We start from the raw sequence: 18,037 nt of genomic DNA on the forward strand, positions 1-18,037 counted from the left end.
TAGCAACTTCATTGCAGAACATCTATTTTCGATCAAATGAAATTAGTTGGAGGTAGCAAAACCTTTTTTGAAGGTATTGATTGCATCTACCAATGCTTTTTCATTATCAGCAGTCAAATCTTTTGTATCACGAATCGATTGTAAAACAGCATCCTGGCTGCTTGTCATATAAGCAAGGAATTCAGATTCAAAGCGGCGTACATCTGCAACCGGAATATCATCCAAATGACCTTTAACTGCTGTATACAAGCTCACTACCTGTTGTTCTACTAACAATGGTTGGTTAACGCCTTGTTTTAGAATTTCCATCATACGTGCACCACGATTTAGACGAGACATTGTTGATTTATCAAGGTCAGATCCGAACTGGGAGAACGCTTGAAGCTCACGATATTGAGCAAGATCTAGACGCAGTGTACCTGCAACTTTTTTCATTGCTTTAATCTGAGCGGAACCACCAACACGAGATACCGAAATACCAACGTTAATCGCTGGACGTTGACCTGCATAGAACAGATCAGCTTCCAAGAAAATTTGTCCATCTGTAATCGAGATTACGTTTGTAGGAATATAAGCAGATACGTCAGAAGCTTGCGTTTCAATAAATGGCAATGCTGTTAAAGAACCGCCACCTTTTGCATCACTAAGCTTAGCCGCACGCTCTAGCAAACGGGAGTGAAGATAGAACACGTCACCTGGGAATGCTTCACGACCCGGTGGACGACGAAGTAGCAAGGACAATTCACGATAAGCTGCCGCTTGTTTGGACAAATCATCATAAATAATCAAAGCATGCTCGCCTTTATACATAAAGTATTCACCCATTGCGCAACCTGCATATGGAGCGATGTATAGTAGTGGTGAAGGATCAGAAGCAGCAGCTGTTACGATAATAGTGTACTCCAATGCGCCATGACGACGAAGTGTTTCTACAACTTGAGCAACAGTTGATTGTTTTTGACCAATCGCTACATAAATACATTTTACGTTTTGACCTTTTTGGTTAATGATTGCATCGATAGCAATCGCTGTTTTACCTGTTTGACGGTCACCGATAATCAACTCACGTTGACCACGACCGATAGGAACCATAGCGTCGATCGCTTTGATACCTGTTTGCATAGGCTCATGAACCGATTTACGGTCAATAACACCAGGTGCTCCGCCTTCAACAGGACGGAATTCTGTTGCAGCAATAGGGCCTTTACCATCTACAGGTTGACCCAAAGGATCGACAACGCGACCTAGAAGAGCTTCCCCTACTGGAACTTCCATAATACGTCCTGTGCGTTTTACTTGATCGCCTTCACGAATTTGTGAATACTCCCCAAGGATAACAACACCGACATTATTGGATTCCAAGTTCAAAGCCATACCCATTACGCCGTTAGAGAACTCAAGAAGTTCGCCTGACATTGCATTTTGCAAACCGTATACACGGGCAATACCATCACTTACTTGGATAACTGTTCCAACTTCAACGACTTCAATATCGTTTTTGTATTGCTCGATTTGACTTTTAATCAATGTACTGATTTCTTCAGGTCTGATACTCAAGTCAGTCCCCCCTATCTACTGTGCTTGTCTTTGAAAAGACTTTTCCAGACGATTTAACTTGCCTGAAAGACTTCCATCGTACAGCATGTCTCCGATGACGACTTTAAGTCCGCCAAGAAGAGTTTTGTCTACAATATTTTGTACACGAATCCGTTTGCCTGATAGTTGTCCGAATCTAGCCGTCACTTCTGCTTGTTCACGCTCATCTAAAGGATAAGGTGTGTATACAAAAGCATCGACTACTTTAAGCGTTCTACTGACGATTGCAGTATAACTATTCAATAACTCGCCAAATATGCCATATCGTCCACGCTCGATCAACAATGTAATCGTATGAACCAGCGGTTGTGATACTTTACCTGCAAAAGCAGTTTCAATCACGCGACGTTTGTCTTCAAAAGATACATTTGGTGTGGCTATAAAATTGCGAAGATCTGCATCATGTGCAAAAGCTTCAACGATTGCTTTTAGTTCTTGTTCCGTCTCTTCTACAGTACCATGTTCAGTTGCAGATTCGAAAAGGGCTTTGGCATAACGCGTAGATACTACTGTATCGCGGCTCATTGTCTAATCCCTACTTCTTTCAGATAGTTGTCAACCAACTGATCTTGAGCTTTGGCATCCACTTCTCTTTCCAGTACTTTAGAAGCGATCTGTACAGAGACGGCGCCGATTTCACTGCGAAGTGCAGCAACAGCTTTATTTTTCTCGCTTTCGATTTCACGAGCCGCTTCTTCTTTAAGACGCGTCGTTTCCTCTTTAGCTTGAGTAATTAATTGTTCAGCTTGACGATTGCTCGTCTGACGAGATTGCTCAATAATATCTTGAGCGTCCTTACGTGCTTGTTGAAGTGCAGCTTTTTGGTCTTCGACATATTGAGCTGCTTGACTGCGTGTTAATGCAGCTTCATCCATTTGCTGTTTAACCAGCTCACGTCTTTTCTCCATAACAGAGAATAATGGACCGAATGCATAACGGCTTAATAACCAATATAAAATCAGGAAAGCAATAATTGTAACTACAAGACTGCTCCATACAAAATGCAAATCAGCTCACTCCTTCCTCAAAACATCTAAATAATTCTCAGGTACCCTGCACGCTAAAAAGAAGGCGCGGATGGCTGTGGCCTTCCCCGCCAATGTGTGTGCTTGATTTACGCTGCTGCGTAGAAAATGAACGCCAATACTACACCGATGATTGGCAATGCTTCTACCAAACCTACACCGATAAACATAACTGTTTGCAATGTTGCTTTTGCTTCTGGTTGACGAGCGATACCTTCAACCGTTTTACTTACGATAAGACCGTTACCAATACCTGCGCCCAATGCGCCCAAACCTACTGCGATAGCAGCTGCTAGAAATGCTAATGCTCCCATTTAAAAATCCTCCTTAAAGATATGTGAGATAGTAAATTTATATTGAGCCCGGTATGAAGGTTATCCTACTTCCGAACTTTGAACCCTTACACAGTGACTGATGATACCAACTATTCAAAAGTTGCCGAAAATTGCCGATAGTATTTTAGTGATCTTCTTCCGTCTCTAGTGACTGTGATATGTATACCATAGCCAGGATCGTGAAGACAAAGGCTTGGATAGAGCCAACAAAGATACTAAATCCTTGCCATACAATAAGACCTACAACAGAAGCGATAGCTCCGTACCAGACGCCTGACATTTTAAGCAATACAGCAATAAGAACTTCGCCGGCAAAAATATTACCGAATAGCCGCATACCGTGTGTCAACAGTTTGGAGAATTGTTCGATCAAATTGATAGGGAAAAAGAAAAAGAACGGTTTGAAATAGTGTTTGAAGTATGACTTCGTATTTCTGACCATCCCTAAGTAATGGACAAGAACGAATACGATTAGTGCCAGACCCATCGCTGCTCCAGCATCAGCTGTAGGTGATTTCCACCAAGCGACTTCCACACCATGACTTCCTTTTGCCAGTCCGTCCACTACAGATGTTAATGGTTGACCAAAAGCAGTAGCTTTTTCTACGCTTGTGTAATCGAACACTAAACCAAATGGAAGCCCAAGCATATTGCTAACAAAGATGAACATAATCAAAGTTAAACCGAGAGAAAGAAAAGGCTTTCCTTTTTTGTAGTCCATCGTACTCGAAATTAGTCCTTGAACGAATTCTACGACCCATTCCATAAAGTTTTGCAACTTGCCTGGATTTTCTACCGAAAGATTACGTGTTGCTAGCTTCACTAAAATAAACACTACAGCACAACTAACAATCAACGCAATAATGATAGATAAATCAAAATCGATGCCCCCGACTTTTATCATCGGTGATTCATGCATTTTTCTCACCCCTTTCATTATCGGAGTTATCACGCTCATGGCGAGAAAGGAAATAACCGATAACAATTAGCGCGAATGGTGCGAACACCAGACTGCCAGCTAGGGCATGAATTTCAAACAAATGCGGGAATTCAATAGCAAGTACTACCGCTCCGATCGAAATTGCTGCACGTTGTGCAAACCCTAAACCCTTCGGTCCTCTTCTACCTGTAGCTGCTGCTTCAGTCATCATACTTACTTTTTTAGCTAAATATTTGGTGTTGATATAACTGACTGCCGAACCAATAATCATCCCAAAAGCAATCGGACGAGATTGAGGCAGGAATGCAACTGCTAAAAAGCAAAGAGCTAGAAAAACAAAGGTAGTCCGGGTCAGCCAATAAATGTAACTTGGTATTTCATTCATTCGTTTCCCCCACTATTTTCTTAATAATAAGAACAATACCGAAAATACCTAGAATCATACCTGCAAGTACTCCGAGTCCGGTTCCTATTCCTGCGCTATGCCATACTTGATCAAGCCAAGAACCGAACCAGAATCCGGCGAGTGTACATACAGCTAAATCTATTCCAATCACACTAACAAGTCCAACCGCTTTCCAGGGGTTCGAACTCGAATTGCTTGATTTGGGTTCATCTGCCATCTTACACTCCACCCTCGGAATCCCAGTTCATTGTACTGAATCGACTAAGCCTTTGTCAAACCATCTTCCTTTAACACATTAACGCAAGACTTTCACAGAACATCGTTGATATGAAGCGTTTTATCACACTAACCCTACAGTACCACTGTATACTGTGAAATCATTTTTCACAATACGACTGTGGGACCTTTTTTGAACGTTGTGTGAAACTCTTCAGGACGATCCTCTAAAATACCATAATGATGCAAAATCGCATTGACAATCCGTGGCGATGCCTGACCATCACCATAAGGGTTGGAAGCTTCACTCATCGACGCATACAGTTCAGAGTCACTCAGCAATGCATGTGCACGCTCATAGATCTTCTCTTCATCTGTACCCACCATTTCAAGTGTACCTGCTTCTATTCCTTCTGGACGCTCTGTTGTATCACGTAGCACCAGTACAGGAACACCGAATGAAGGTGCTTCTTCTTGAAGTCCACCTGAATCCGTTAAGATCAGATGAGTATGCGGATAAAAATTATGCAAATCGACAACATCCAGAGGATCGATCAACTGAATGCGCGGATGATTGCCTAATATTTCATGAGCAGGTTCTTTCACTGCTGGGCTTGGATGAACTGGATACACAATCGCAATATCTTCAAATTCGTCAGCAATACGCTTGACCGCGCGGAAAATATTACGATGTGGTTCGCCTTGAGATTCACGACGATGTGCAGTCATCAAGATCAGACGTTTCCCTGCTGCCCATTCCAAAACAGGATGATGATAATCAGGCTGTACAGTATATTGAAACACATCTGTAACAGTGTTGCCTGTGATATACACGCTTGACGGCAGTTTATTTTCTTTCAATAAATTGCCTGCTGACCAACTTGTAGGTGCAAAGTGCAAGTCCGCAAGTACGCCTGTCAATTGACGATTCATTTCTTCAGGATACGGTGAAAGTTTGTTCCACGTACGTAATCCTGCTTCTACGTGACCGACATTGATCTGTTGCATAAATGCAGCATAACTTGCAAGGAAAGTCGTCAATGTATCTCCATGAACCAATACAATATCAGGCTTAACTTCTTGCAATACTGGCTCAAGACCACTAAGTACACGCATTGAAATCTCGTTCAAAGTTTGACGATCTTTCATAACATCCAGATCATAATCTGGAGTGATATTGAACACTTCAAGCACTTGATCCAACATTTGACGATGTTGCGCAGTTACGCAAACGATTGACTCAATATGTTCAGGATGCTTTTGCAATTCCAGAATCAATGGAGCCATTTTGATTGCTTCAGGACGTACACCGAAAATTGTCATTACTTTAATTTTTTTCATAAGTCTGGGATTACCTCGCTTTACTTGGTTCCGTACAAACGGTCGCCGGCATCGCCGAGTCCAGGTACGATATATCCATGCTCATCCAATTTCTCATCTAATGCAGCCACATAAATGTCTACATCCGGGTGAGCATCTTGAACAGCTTTTACTCCTTCAGGAGCAGCGATTAGATTCATCATTTTGATCTGAGTGCATCCACGCTTTTTCAGAACATCGATCGCAGCAATAGCAGAACCACCTGTTGCTAACATCGGATCAATCACGATCAATTCACGTTCTTGTACATCGGTAGGAAGCTTCACATAATATTCAACCGGTTGGAATGTTTCTGGATCGCGGAACAATCCTACATGTCCAACTTTAGCAGCTGGCAACAATTTAAGTACGCCATCTAGCATACCCAAGCCTGCACGTAAAATAGGAATTAATCCAAGCATACGTCCAGAAATGACTTTGCCTTCTGTTTTGATTACAGGTGTTTCTACCGGAATTGATTCAAGTGGAATATCACGTGTGATTTCGTAAGCCATTAATGTTGCTACTTCGTCAACAAGCTCGCGGAAATCTTTCGTGTTGGTCTGCACATCACGAATAAATGTTAATTTGTGTTGAATTAAAGGATGATCGCATATTACTAATTTTGCCATGGTTTTTCCCTCCGGTACTTTTCAATAATAAACATTAGCTACATCCTATTTGCTGTCACATCAGGTTTTGTGGCCATTCCACAAAGCAAAAGGATTAGGGGAATACTATGTCGCCCCATAAACCTCGTCTATTATATCATTCCCTGTGGGCAATTTCATCCGATATCCTGTCGAATTATTTCTTTTTAAGAATGAGCACTTTAAGCATCCCTCAGACTGCCTCAAATACATATGATTTTTCACATAGCAAAATATATTAAACATAATGAATTTATCAATATAACGCTTACAATTACCAGATAAAAACAAATTCTACATCATTTCCACCCAGTCTTTTCTATTATAATGGTAAATTGCTTAAATGGGAGTAAATCTTTCAAATTTTTTTAAAAAAATAATGAAAAACCGACAGAAATAAGAATTTCTGCCGGTAAAATACAAGTTAACGATGTTAAGTCACTGTTTATTCACTTTTAAATTAATAATTCATTTGTTGGTACAAAGGAAATTGACTTGTAAGTTCAGCTACTTGTGCACTTGCTTGGGCAAGAACAGCTTCATCTTTAGGAGATTTGAGAGTCATCGCAATAATCTGACCGATCTTCACCATAGCTGCTTCATCCATACCACGTGAAGTTGCTGCTGGTGTTCCTAGACGGATACCACTTGTAATAAATGGACTTGTTGGATCGAAAGGAATCGCATTTTTGTTCGTTGTGATGCCTACAGAATCCAGAACATGTTCTGCTTCTTTACCTGTGATATTTACGCTGCGTGTATCTACAAGCATTAAGTGATTATCTGTACCGCCAGACACGATAGTCAATCCTTCGTCTACCAATGTTTGTGCAAGCACTTTTGCATTTTTGACTACATTTTGAGCATACGTTTTGAAAGAAGGATCTAATGCTTCGCCAAATGCTACCGCTTTGGAAGCAATCACGTGCATCAATGGGCCACCTTGTGAACCCGGGAATACGGCTTTATCTATCGCTTGTGCCCACGCTTTGGTACACATAATCATACCACCACGAGGTCCGCGAAGTGTTTTGTGTGTTGTTGTTGTTACAAAATGAGCATGTGGTACAGGGCTTGGATGTTCTCCAGCTGCAACCAGACCTGCGATATGCGCCATATCCACCATAAATAGAGCACCTACATCATTTGCAATCGAAGCTAATTTTTCAAAATCAATCGTACGCGGGTATGCACTTGCTCCAGCTACGATCATACGAGGACGGTGTTTGAATGCTGCTTTGCGAACTTCATCATAATCGATCAAGAATGTATCTTCTTGTACGCCATAAGCTACAAAGTTATACAACAATCCAGAAGCATTTACAGGGCTACCATGTGTTAAGTGTCCACCATGTGCAAGGTTCATCCCTAGAACAGTATCCCCTGGTTTGAGGGCTGCTAAGTAAACCGCCATATTCGCTTGTGCACCAGAGTGAGGCTGTACGTTAACATGTTCTGCACCGAATAATTGCTTCGCACGATCACGAGCGATATCTTCAACGACATCCACATGTTCACAACCACCATAGTAGCGTTTGCCTGGATAACCTTCTGCATATTTGTTCGTCAATACAGAACCCAAAGCTTCGATAACAGCTTCACTAACGATGTTCTCAGAAGCGATCAATTCGATATTATCACGTTGGCGCTTCAGTTCAAGTCCCATTGCTTCTAGTACTGCCGGATCATTCTTTCTTAATTGCTCCATCATTGTATAATTCCTCCTAGAGATCGGTTAGATAACTGCATTTGGATTACTTATTTAAAAGGATAGATCACTTATTAGATCTTATCGATCCGCATGAACCATCGGTGTGTAGACTGCTCGTTCGCCACCAATTAAAGGAGGACGTGTACGAGCGGCATTCACTCTAGCTTCGCCTACAAACCGAATCGAAGGTCGATAAGGAACAGCTATTCGTTTTAAATGCATACCGATAAGGGTCTCCCCAAAATCAATACCTGCATGAGCTTCAATCTGTTCTGCCAAACATGGATGAACAAAGGTCTGATACGCATACGTTGCCATCGATCCACCAGCTTTGGGGATCGGTACTGCCGCTACTTCGTTATAATTGTAATGATCTAATGTATCTTGTTCCATAACCAGTGCTCGATTCAAATGCTCGCAACATTGAAAAGCCAGACGGAATCCATATTCTGCTTGAACTTCGCGAATGCCTTCTACCAGCGCTTCCGCTACATCCAATGTACCCGCCGTTCCGATATGCTTGCCTGCGATTTCACTTGTACTTCCACCGATGACCAGTAACTTGTTACTACCTAGTCCAGCTTCTTCTGCCAGTTCGCGTACGATCGCTGCTGCATCCAGACGAATCTGTTGTAATTTTTCCTGATTACTCATCGTTCAATCCTCCTTGTGCTTTCTTAGCTTATTCACTATCTGCAAAAGGTACGTGTACAATGCACTCGTTTTTTATTATAGCGTAAGCATAGGGCTGACTGCGACAATAAGATTGAAGTGGAAGATATAAAGTTGTAAGAACAAAAAAAGAGCACAACGTGCGCGAAAAATATCGCACGTCTGCTCTTTTGCCCAGGCGACCGGCCGTATGTTCCGATGCTCCATCGTGGTTCATCTCCACTCTCGTCGCCAGTTACATCGGATCTCTCTTATGAGTTACATCATAAGACATGTTTTTCGTAAAATCAATATCTATTCTAAAATTAACGTCTATCTTATTGTGTCCGGTACGCTTGAATTTTGTCGAGTAACTTTTCTAGAGCATTACGAATATCGGCTGCTGCCACTTCATAATCATCACGACTACCACCAAAAGGATCAACAATATCGAAGCTTGGAATCCGCTGTTGAATCTCGATCAACCGCTGACGATCTGCTGGATTGACTTCTTCGCCCAATGAACGATTCATTTCAATCGTTGCATATAAGCTATCCAGTTCTTTGAGATCGCGTAGCACTTTATGATCATTTTCAGCATATTCCTTCAACGTGTACACTTTGCCTGCCGACTCTGGAAAATTGCGAATCACATGTTGCTTGTGACTCCCTGTTAATGTGAGTATAAGATCTGCCCAATGAATTGTTGCACCAGTCAAAGAGGAAGATAATAATTGTTCATGTATATTATGATCTTTGAGAACCGCGTCGGCATGACGGGATACAGACATTCCATCTACAGCAGCTACACCGGCTGAACGAACCTCCACATCGACACCGCGCTCACTCGCAAGCTTACGCATAAAACCTTCCGCCATAGGGCTTCGACAGGTGTTACCGGTACAAACGAACAATATGTGATGCATTCTCTGTACCTCCCGTATCATTATAATGTGAGACTTGGATTACCGGAAAGATAATCATTCCGTATCAATCATTATACCAAATTTGACGCATGTATTCACTATTTTCATACATAAATAATCTGACCGCCCGCAGCTTTGGATAAACGGTTCATTACCGCTACTCCTACCCCCTGCTGATCACAACCTTGCGCCATAATAAATGTAACACCTTCGCTATCTAATATACGCAAAGCCGCATACAATCGGTTCGCTGCTTCGGCAAGCGAATGCCGACTTCCCAGCGATAATACTACTGTATCCGCACTATTAATATTCGTTTCATCAAATACAAGTACACCTGTTTTCTCGCCACGTGCTTGAGCTTGTACAATCTGTTGCTGTATATATTGATTGACTACTTCATCGTGCTCTCCCATCACAATCGTCATTGACCCTTGAGGAGCATAATGTGTATATTTCATCCCTGGTGAACGCGGGGTCAGTTCAAGAGAAGAATCTTGTAGCGCAGGATCGCGTATCACTTGCTTGGCAAATGAGGATAATTGTTCTTCTGTCACACCACCCGGACGAAGAATCATAATTGTATGATCGTCTTGTACCTGAATAACAGTCGATTCTACGCCAATCCCTGCGCTACCGCCATCAACTACTCCATCAATCACAGCAGACAAATCTTCGATCACATGAGCTGCTGTAGTTGGACTAGGACGACCTGACCGATTCGCACTCGGAGCCGCCAGAGGACATCCAGAAGCGCTAATCAATCCTAAAGCTATAGGATGATCTGGCATACGGATCGCAACTGTATTTAATCCTGCTGTCACTAATGGAGAAACTGTATCAGGGCGTACAGGCATTACTAATGTTAACGGTCCAGGCCAGAAATGATCCATCAATGTCTGTTCCAACGGTCGAATCTCAGACACCAACGATCCCAATTGATCCATATGCGAAATATGCACAATTAACGGATTATCTGACGGTCTTCCTTTGGCAGTAAAAACAGATGCTACCGCTTGTGTATTGCGGGCATCTGCTCCAAGTCCATATACTGTTTCTGTGGGAAAAGCGACAATACCGCCATTAGCCAAAATCTGTCCGGCTTCGCTTAATTGTTGTTCTATATGCTCTGAATGACGCACATCCCAACATGTACACAGAGAATTGGCTTGAACAGCTTGAGGCTTGTTATTGCTATTCTCTGTCTGGTTGTTCATCATGTCATGCCTCCTTGCTCATTACATTTACATTATTTATTCAATGCATAACGCTGAGTGACATTAACCGAAACTTCATCGTTATCTTCTTGATTGTGAATTCGTATACTCATGACCAAGCCCATACATGCCATATTCATCACCAATGATGTACCACCAAAACTGATAAATGGCAATGTAATACCGGTCAATGGCATAATTCCGATAAACATACCGATATTTTCAAAAATCTGATACAGCAACATCGCTACTATTCCGATAATAATATACGGCCCTGCTCGTTCCCGGCATTCTAACGATACGAGAATTAAGCGATGAATTAAGGTGAAATACAGCAAGAGTAAAATAGCTGCTCCTATAAATCCAAACTCTTCTGCAACCACTACAAAAATAGAATCAGAATACGTTAATGGAACACGATCGGATTGAACCGATGTTCCTTTCATATATCCTTCTCCACTAAGTCCACCGGATGCAATAGCAAGCTTCGCATTACGTGTATGGTAGATTGCTTTCTCTGTCGCTTGATCAGGCATTAACCAGGGATCAAGACGTTCCATCCAGTGATCACGCTTGATATCAGCTAAATAGGTTTTGATGTTATCGTGATATGCTACATAACTACGAATTCCAACAATCACCATAACTATTGCTAAAGAAGTAAATAAAATAGCTTGAGTGTATTTAATATTACCGATCCAAAGTAGTGCCATCATAATAATCAGATAACTGAGCGCATTACCCAGATCATTTTGAGCCATTACTAAAGCAAACGGAATAAATGTAATAGCCACTAGCGGTGTAACATCACGCCAGAATAACAATTTCAATTGTTCTTTGCGAGCGAGCAATGTCGCTAGAAATAAAATCAATACCATTTTGAATAACTCGGCTGGTTGCAAACTAAGACCGCCTATACTAAGCCAACCTTGCGCATTATTGAGCGTCTGTCCTATAACCATAACGAGCAATAGTAATGCTAACCCTGCACCATAAATATAAAGAGAATATTTGAGCCAGAACCGGTAATTAACCATCGACATTACAAAAAAGACTACAAATCCTGCAATATAGTAAAAAATCATCCGTTCTGTCGAATTGGCAAACTTGGGCGTACTATGAGTAGCACTGTAAATTACAGCAATACTGACTCCCATCATAACTAGCAGAATGGTAAATAAATTCCAATCTATTCTTTTAAGCTTGGCGATCATGTCTGCCCCCTTTTCCGGTTCAACCTTAACGTTCTTTTATACCTATGACATGCCGTTCAATACCTGCAAGGTCAGCAATAATCTCAATATGTTCATAACCTGCTACTCTAACCATATCTGCTACATCCTGTGCTTGTCCAATTCCTAGCTCAAAACCAATCACTTTGGGCAAATCAGGTAACAAAGCTAATTGCGTCATCATCATGCGATAAGGCCCTAATCCGTCCGGCCCTCCTGCAAGTGCAGTCATTGGCTCATAATCTTTCACTTCCGGTTGCAATGCCAAAATATCGGCATCTGGAATATACGGCGGATTAGATACCAAAATATCAATATGCTGACCGGCAAAAGGCTCTAACAAATTACCTTCATGCCATGAGATCGGTGTCTGTTGTTGAATACTATTTTGCTTGGCGACTGCTAGTGCATCAGGTGAAATATCACTTGCCCACACTTTCCATGTCGGACACATACGCGCAATCGTTAATGCTATCGCTCCACTGCCAGTGCCGATATCTGCACATGCAACAGGCGATTGATCTTCACGTTCTACCATCAATCGTTGACCGATCTTTACGATAGCTTCGACCAATAATTCAGTCTCAGGACGAGGGATCAATACAGCAGGAGTCACGATAAAGCGTTCCCCGTAAAATTCTTGCTCACCGATAATATATTGTGCCGGTTCTCCTGACACTTTACGCATAATGACTTCTTCCCATAGGGATTGCTTATCATACGGAAAAGGTTCAAACATCGCCATATAAAAAGCAGAACCTTCTAATCCAAGCACCCATTCTAACAAAAGACGACTGTTCGATTCAGGTTCCATTACGTGATGAGCGCTTAAAAAAGAAGAAGCCTCAACATAGGCTTCCCGTATACTTTGTTCTGGCTTCATCGTAAATTGTTCTGTCTGTTGTACCAATAGATTATGCCTCTTTTTCCATCAAATCTGCTTGTTCTGCTAACGTCAATGCAGATACGATATCTTCAATCTCACCATTCATAATTTGATCCAGACGGTGCATCGTTAGACCAATACGGTGATCAGTTACACGACTTTGTGGGAAATTGTACGTACGGATACGTTCGCTACGATCACCTGTACCTACTTTACTTTTACGTTCGCCTGCATATTTTGCTTCTTCTTCTTGACGCATCATATCCGAGATACGTGCACGAAGCACTTGCAATGCTTTATCTTTGTTGGAGTTCTGAGACTTACCATCCTGACAAGTCGCCATAATTCCTGTAGGCATATGCGTTACACGTACAGCCGATTTAGTCGTATTTACAGATTGTCCGCCTGCTCCACTTGAACAGAACGTATCTACACGAATATCACGATCATGAATTTCAATTTCTAATTCTTCTGCTTCTGGCATAACAGCTACAGTAGAAGTCGATGTATGGATACGTCCACCGGATTCAGTTGTAGGAATACGTTGTACACGGTGTGCACCACTTTCGAATTTCAGCTTGCTGTATGCACCACGTCCATTGATCAAGAACGTAACTTCTTTGAATCCACCTAGATCACTAGTACTCGCATCCATCATTTCAACACGCCAGCCTTGAGTATCTGCATAACGAGTGTACATACGGTAAAGGTCGGCTGCAAATAAAGCCGCTTCATCTCCACCTGCTGCTCCGCGGATCTCAACGATTACGTTTTTATCATCGTTAGGATCTTTAGGTAATAGTAAAATATGAATTTGAGCTTCTAACTCATCTTTGCGAGCTGAAAGTTCATCAATCTCCATTTTCACCATTTCACGCATCTCATCATCCAACTTCTCGCCTTGCATGACTTTAGCCGCATCTAATTCTTCGGTAACTTTACGGTATTCGATATATGCTTCATAGGTTGGTTGTAGATCAGATTGCTCTTTGGATAAGTCTCTCAAACGCTTAGAATCACTTGCTACGTCAGGGTCACACAATAACTCGCTCAATTTATCATAGCGGTCCGCTAATGCTTGTAAACGATCTAACACGGAAATCCACCTCTTCTTTTATTCAATCTGCTAAGTTCGCAGTTTCACTTTACATAGGTCATCATCAAAACAAACATCGTCATTCATTCTCATCGCACACATAATATTGGGAAATATTAGTGGTTACGACTCTTAATTATAGCACAAGAAGTAACCATTTCATATCCTTAATTACGGCGTCACTGTACTTTTTTTTAGCAATCATCTGCTGATTTGAATACTTCAGATCAATAAGACTATAATAAAGAAAGTTATATGTCACAACATACACATTTTATATGTGGTTAACAGATTATCGTTGTAGGCGTTCGAGCATAAACATGGGTAAATACTAAAGGGCGTTCTTTTATCGATTATGATAAACAAAGATCGTTACTCTATTGATCACAAGGAGCTGTATTCATGGATCAACGAAAATTAGGTTCACAAGGATTGCAAGTCTCGACACTGGGTCTAGGTTGTATGGGTATGTCCGAATTTTACGGTGAGATCGATGAAAAAGAAGCACTACACACCTTGCAAGTCGCACTTGATAATGGAGTTACCTTTTTTGATACAGCAGATATGTACGGTGTAGGGGCAAATGAGAAATTGATCGGTCCTTTTATGCAACAAAATCGAGATCAAGTCATCCTAGCAACCAAATTCGGAAATGTCCGCAATGAAGATGGTTCGTATGTCGGAATTAGTGGTCGTCCTGAATATGTAAAAGAAGCTTGTGATAACAGTCTCAAACGTCTTGGTCTTGATACGATCGATCTTTATTATCAGCATCGTGTCGATCCAGATGTACCGATCGAAGAAACCGTTGGCGCAATGAGTGATCTTGTACAAGCTGGTAAAGTTCGCTATCTTGGTCTATCTGAAGCCGGAGCGGATACGATTCGTCGTGCCCATCAGACGCACCCGATCTCTGCGTTGCAAACCGAATATTCCCTCTGGAGTCGTGATGTAGAAGATGAGATTTTGCCCACTTGTCGTGAACTAGGGATTGGATTCGTTCCTTATAGTCCTTTGGGACGTGGCTTTTTGACAGGACAGATTACATCATTTGAAGATTTGGCTGAAGATGATTACCGTCGTTATTCTCCACGTTTTCAAGGCGAGAATTTCCAGAAGAATCTAGATCTAGTCAAACGAATCCAAGAGATTGCCAAAACAAAAGATTGTTCACCTTCTCAACTGGCACTCGCATGGTTACTCGCTCAAGGTGAAGATATCGCTCCAATTCCAGGTACCAAAAGAACAAAATATTTGTTAGAAAATATCGGTGCAACACAAGTAAAATTAACAGATGATGAATTGAAAAATATTGATGAAGCGGCTCCTAAAGGTTCTGCTGTCGGTGACCGTTATGCACCTGAAAGTATGAAAATGTTGAACCGTTAAGATTTTAGGATAACGTCTGTACTTATCAATATATGAAATCAATAGGTTAAAGAAGCGCTCATTCTGCGGAATGGGTGCTTTTTTATGACGTTTTATTTGGAATAGATATTCACTATACATTTAATGAACATCTACCGATAATAAAAAGTGAAATACATACTAAACTTTGGTAGGAGGATTATTTTGAATTTGTATAGGAAATTATTTTGGAGTCGAATCAAATTATATCTTACTCATTTATTTGTTTTTGTTGTAGTTACATTTATGGTTTACATTACTATGAGCGAACAAGATTATCGTCTCCTCATACTAATGTCGATTACTTGGGTATTAATGGTTGTAGCGTTTAGAGAGAATTATTTACATACTGTTGTAGCTAATCCATATCGTATAGGTAAAAAATTCATCTATTATAGACGTACACCTAAACAAATTAATGCTAGAATCTTATTTTTTCAAGTGTCACTGGGACTCTTTTTGATAGCTCTATTGCTGAATCAAATGTATAATATTTGGATTTTACTTATTCTTGCTGTAAGTATTTTTATTTTACATTTTTTCAAACAGAAAAAAGACAGTAGATTTAATGAGCAAAAAATGAAAATGATTAATAAGTTAAGCAGACACAATATTATTTTACCTGAAGAGGAGATTTGGGATATAGAAAGTAACTTTGAATCTTCAAAAATAAATATACATGTAAACGAAACTTTAAAACTGGTTACTGATCCCAAAAAAGAATTATATTTTTATGCAGTTACACCTGTAGAATTGATTGTCGGCATTCAAAAACCTGAAGAAGATTTCTTTTTTACAGCTATACCATTAAGTGAAATCAAGCAACTTGCCATTTTAGCAGGTGGATTAGACTTTCAAAAATACACGTCTTTAGGAACCATGCTAGTGATAGGGTACGGGATAAATCGGCAATTCAATCGATATTCGAAAACTCGTTCGTATAGTATTATTCAACGGTTCATTGGTACATTGCTCTATGCCTTAGACGCTCAAACTTGGCAAGAACCTACATTCACAGGATTCCCACATCGAGATCATCCGGCTTTTGTAGCATATGAATTTCATGGTGATCTTTCGTCTTATCCAGAGCCTTATCTTCCTTTTCTACGTCAACCTTAAATCAACAAAAAAAGAGTCTCGCTTTCCTTAATGGAAAACGGGACTCTTTGTGTATGACCAACCTCAAAGGTTGATAATTTATATTGAAAGCAAATCTGATGAAAAGATTAATCTTATACGTTAAAGCGGAAATGCATAACATCGCCATCTTTAACCAAATATTCTTTCCCTTCCAAACGCAATTGTCCGCGTTCTTTAGCACCGTTCATAGAACCAGCGTTCACAAGATCTTCATAGCCTACAACTTCTGCACGAATAAATCCGCGTTCAAAGTCAGTATGAATTACACCTGCTGCTCCAGGAGCTTTGGTTCCTTTGCGGATTGTCCAAGCGCGTACTTCTTGTACACCTGCTGTAAAGTACGTGTATAGACCTAGCAATTGGTAAGCGGCTTTGATCAGACGGTTAAGACCGGATTCAGCTAGACCTAGCTCTTCTAAGAACATCGCTTTGTCTTCTTCTTCCAGTTCAGAGATATCTGCTTCTACTTTTGCACTGATCGGTACAACCATTGCATTTTCAGCTTCGGCAAATTCTTTTACTTTCAGCACATACGGATTACTATCTGCTTCTGTTACGCCATCTTCACTCACATTAGCCGCATACAATACAGGCTTCATTGTGAGCAAATGAAGATCACGAACCAATAGACGCTCGTCTTCGCTTAGCTCAATACTACGAGCTGGCATATCGTTATACAACGATTCTTTGATACGCTCTAATACTTCTACTTCTTGAGCGATTTGTTTGTTACCGCCTTTGATGTTTTTGCGAGAGCGCTCGATGCGTTTCTCTACACTATCCAAGTCAGCCAGAATCAATTCCAGATTAATCGTCTGGATATCGCTGATTGGATCGATTTTGCCATCAACGTGTGTAATATTTTCATCTTCAAAACAACGAACTACATGCACAATTGCATCTACTTCACGGATATGAGCCAAAAATTTGTTACCCAATCCTTCGCCTTTACTTGCTCCACGTACCAAACCTGCGATATCTACAAATTCAAAAGCAGTCGGTACCGTTTTCTTAGGTACAACCAATTCTGTCAATTTGTCTAGACGCTCGTCTGGAACTTCTACAATACCTACGTTAGGATCGATCGTGCAGAAAGGATAGTTCGCAGATTCTGCACCTGCTTGTGTAATTGCATTAAAAAGAGTAGATTTACCAACGTTCGGCAATCCGACAATACCTGCTTTCAAAGCCATTTATATGACAACTCCTATTGATCTGAATTTATAAATAAACGAACATGAATT

The 18,037-nt window shown here is 40.9% G+C and carries 19 protein-coding genes and 1 riboswitch; of the genes, 2 read left to right on the forward strand and 17 right to left on the reverse strand.

From position 1 onward, the window contains the following. Window positions 1–42: 42 nt before the first annotated feature. From atpA to prfA, 16 genes are all read right to left on the reverse strand, one after another. Window positions 43–1,557 (reverse strand): F0F1 ATP synthase subunit alpha, encoded by a 1,515-nt coding sequence (gene atpA / locus PQ456_RS20005; protein WP_273613780.1) that lies wholly within the window; start codon window positions 1,555–1,557, stop codon window positions 43–45. 15 nt (window positions 1,558–1,572) lie between these two features. Further along, entirely contained in the window at window positions 1,573–2,121 is a 549-nt protein-coding gene (locus PQ456_RS20010; protein WP_273613781.1) for a F0F1 ATP synthase subunit delta, read from the reverse strand. Further along, a complete protein-coding gene (gene atpF / locus PQ456_RS20015; RefSeq protein ID WP_069328675.1) occupies window positions 2,118–2,603 on the reverse strand; it encodes a F0F1 ATP synthase subunit B in 486 nt (161 codons plus the stop codon). The genes PQ456_RS20010 and atpF overlap by 4 nt, the downstream gene beginning before the upstream one ends. 107 nt (window positions 2,604–2,710) lie before the next feature. Further along, the gene (gene atpE, locus PQ456_RS20020; protein ID WP_069328676.1) at window positions 2,711–2,935 is read right to left on the reverse strand and encodes a F0F1 ATP synthase subunit C; all 225 of its coding nucleotides are present in this window, start codon (window positions 2,933–2,935) and stop codon (window positions 2,711–2,713) included. Between the two features lie 145 nt (window positions 2,936–3,080). Next, window positions 3,081–3,875: a F0F1 ATP synthase subunit A gene (atpB, locus tag PQ456_RS20025; protein ID WP_204826276.1), complete on the reverse strand. Its 795-nt coding sequence runs from the start codon at window positions 3,873–3,875 to the stop codon at window positions 3,081–3,083. Then, window positions 3,868–4,281: an ATP synthase subunit I gene (locus PQ456_RS20030; protein WP_273613782.1), complete on the reverse strand. Its 414-nt coding sequence runs from the start codon at window positions 4,279–4,281 to the stop codon at window positions 3,868–3,870. The genes atpB and PQ456_RS20030 overlap by 8 nt, the downstream gene beginning before the upstream one ends. Beyond that, window positions 4,274–4,519, reverse strand: coding sequence for an AtpZ/AtpI family protein (locus tag PQ456_RS20035; RefSeq protein WP_273613783.1), 246 nt, complete (start codon window positions 4,517–4,519; stop codon window positions 4,274–4,276). Before PQ456_RS20035 ends, PQ456_RS20030 begins: the two co-directional genes overlap by 8 nt. Window positions 4,520–4,686: 167 nt before the next feature. After that, window positions 4,687–5,859, reverse strand: coding sequence for a non-hydrolyzing UDP-N-acetylglucosamine 2-epimerase (gene wecB / locus PQ456_RS20040; protein WP_273613784.1), 1,173 nt, complete (start codon window positions 5,857–5,859; stop codon window positions 4,687–4,689). Window positions 5,860–5,879: 20 nt separating this feature from the next. Next, window positions 5,880–6,509 (reverse strand): uracil phosphoribosyltransferase, encoded by a 630-nt coding sequence (gene upp, locus PQ456_RS20045; RefSeq protein ID WP_069328681.1) that lies wholly within the window; start codon window positions 6,507–6,509, stop codon window positions 5,880–5,882. A 478-nt stretch (window positions 6,510–6,987) separates the two neighbouring features. Then, complete coding sequence (locus PQ456_RS20050; RefSeq protein WP_273613785.1) at window positions 6,988–8,238, reverse strand: serine hydroxymethyltransferase; 1,251 nt, start codon at window positions 8,236–8,238, stop codon at window positions 6,988–6,990. Window positions 8,239–8,316: 78 nt separating this feature from the next. Then, entirely contained in the window at window positions 8,317–8,892 is a 576-nt protein-coding gene (locus tag PQ456_RS20055; protein ID WP_273613786.1) for a TIGR01440 family protein, read from the reverse strand. A 183-nt stretch (window positions 8,893–9,075) separates the two neighbouring features. Beyond that, a riboswitch (ZMP/ZTP riboswitch) is annotated at window positions 9,076–9,159 on the reverse strand. Window positions 9,160–9,227: 68 nt separating this feature from the next. Then, the gene (locus PQ456_RS20060) at window positions 9,228–9,815 is read right to left on the reverse strand and encodes a low molecular weight protein arginine phosphatase (protein ID WP_204826270.1); all 588 of its coding nucleotides are present in this window, start codon (window positions 9,813–9,815) and stop codon (window positions 9,228–9,230) included. Between the two features lie 104 nt (window positions 9,816–9,919). Further along, window positions 9,920–11,032 (reverse strand): L-threonylcarbamoyladenylate synthase, encoded by a 1,113-nt coding sequence (locus tag PQ456_RS20065; RefSeq protein ID WP_273613787.1) that lies wholly within the window; start codon window positions 11,030–11,032, stop codon window positions 9,920–9,922. A gap of 32 nt (window positions 11,033–11,064) precedes the next feature. Further along, window positions 11,065–12,246, reverse strand: coding sequence for an FtsW/RodA/SpoVE family cell cycle protein (locus tag PQ456_RS20070; RefSeq protein ID WP_273613788.1), 1,182 nt, complete (start codon window positions 12,244–12,246; stop codon window positions 11,065–11,067). 25 nt (window positions 12,247–12,271) lie between these two features. Then, window positions 12,272–13,147: a peptide chain release factor N(5)-glutamine methyltransferase gene (prmC, locus tag PQ456_RS20075; RefSeq protein WP_273616366.1), complete on the reverse strand. Its 876-nt coding sequence runs from the start codon at window positions 13,145–13,147 to the stop codon at window positions 12,272–12,274. Between the two features lie 31 nt (window positions 13,148–13,178). Beyond that, window positions 13,179–14,246, reverse strand: a complete 1,068-nt coding sequence (prfA, locus tag PQ456_RS20080) for a peptide chain release factor 1 (protein ID WP_273613789.1) — start codon at window positions 14,244–14,246, stop codon at window positions 13,179–13,181. A 402-nt stretch (window positions 14,247–14,648) separates the two neighbouring features. On the opposite strand from prfA, the gene PQ456_RS20085 reads away from it, so the two are divergent. Together PQ456_RS20085 and PQ456_RS20090 are read left to right on the forward strand one after the other, a co-directional pair. Further along, window positions 14,649–15,635 (forward strand): aldo/keto reductase, encoded by a 987-nt coding sequence (locus PQ456_RS20085; RefSeq protein WP_273613790.1) that lies wholly within the window; start codon window positions 14,649–14,651, stop codon window positions 15,633–15,635. Window positions 15,636–15,914: 279 nt separating this feature from the next. Beyond that, window positions 15,915–16,772, forward strand: a complete 858-nt coding sequence (locus tag PQ456_RS20090) for a hypothetical protein (RefSeq protein WP_273613791.1) — start codon at window positions 15,915–15,917, stop codon at window positions 16,770–16,772. A gap of 113 nt (window positions 16,773–16,885) precedes the next feature. Here PQ456_RS20090 and ychF read toward each other — a convergent pair whose 3' ends face one another. Continuing rightward, window positions 16,886–17,986: a redox-regulated ATPase YchF gene (gene ychF, locus PQ456_RS20095; protein WP_273613792.1), complete on the reverse strand. Its 1,101-nt coding sequence runs from the start codon at window positions 17,984–17,986 to the stop codon at window positions 16,886–16,888. Between the last annotated feature and the right edge of the window lie 51 nt (window positions 17,987–18,037).

It is taken from the genome of Paenibacillus kyungheensis (assembly GCF_028606985.1).
GTDB lineage: Bacteria > Bacillota > Bacilli > Paenibacillales > Paenibacillaceae > Saccharibacillus > Saccharibacillus kyungheensis.

Coding starts and splice junctions, on each gene's coding strand:
- PQ456_RS20085 (WP_273613790.1), top strand. CDS start 14,649: ATGGATCAACGAAAATTAGGTTCACAAGGATTGCAAGTCTCGACACTG.
- PQ456_RS20090 (WP_273613791.1), top strand. CDS start 15,915: ATGAGCGAACAAGATTATCGTCTCCTCATACTAATGTCGATTACTTGG.
- PQ456_RS20035 (WP_273613783.1), bottom strand. CDS start 4,519: ATGGCAGATGAACCCAAATCAAGCAATTCGAGTTCGAACCCCTGGAAA.
- PQ456_RS20010 (WP_273613781.1), bottom strand. CDS start 2,121: ATGAGCCGCGATACAGTAGTATCTACGCGTTATGCCAAAGCCCTTTTC.
- PQ456_RS20070 (WP_273613788.1), bottom strand. CDS start 12,246: ATGATCGCCAAGCTTAAAAGAATAGATTGGAATTTATTTACCATTCTG.
- PQ456_RS20060 (WP_204826270.1), bottom strand. CDS start 9,815: ATGCATCACATATTGTTCGTTTGTACCGGTAACACCTGTCGAAGCCCT.
- atpB (WP_204826276.1), bottom strand. CDS start 3,875: ATGCATGAATCACCGATGATAAAAGTCGGGGGCATCGATTTTGATTTA.
- atpE (WP_069328676.1), bottom strand. CDS start 2,935: ATGGGAGCATTAGCATTTCTAGCAGCTGCTATCGCAGTAGGTTTGGGC.
- prmC (WP_273616366.1), bottom strand. CDS start 13,147: ATGAAGCCAGAACAAAGTATACGGGAAGCCTATGTTGAGGCTTCTTCT.
- ychF (WP_273613792.1), bottom strand. CDS start 17,986: ATGGCTTTGAAAGCAGGTATTGTCGGATTGCCGAACGTTGGTAAATCT.
- PQ456_RS20065 (WP_273613787.1), bottom strand. CDS start 11,032: ATGAACAACCAGACAGAGAATAGCAATAACAAGCCTCAAGCTGTTCAA.
- upp (WP_069328681.1), bottom strand. CDS start 6,509: ATGGCAAAATTAGTAATATGCGATCATCCTTTAATTCAACACAAATTA.
- PQ456_RS20055 (WP_273613786.1), bottom strand. CDS start 8,892: ATGAGTAATCAGGAAAAATTACAACAGATTCGTCTGGATGCAGCAGCG.
- PQ456_RS20030 (WP_273613782.1), bottom strand. CDS start 4,281: ATGAATGAAATACCAAGTTACATTTATTGGCTGACCCGGACTACCTTT.
- PQ456_RS20050 (WP_273613785.1), bottom strand. CDS start 8,238: ATGATGGAGCAATTAAGAAAGAATGATCCGGCAGTACTAGAAGCAATG.
- wecB (WP_273613784.1), bottom strand. CDS start 5,859: ATGAAAAAAATTAAAGTAATGACAATTTTCGGTGTACGTCCTGAAGCA.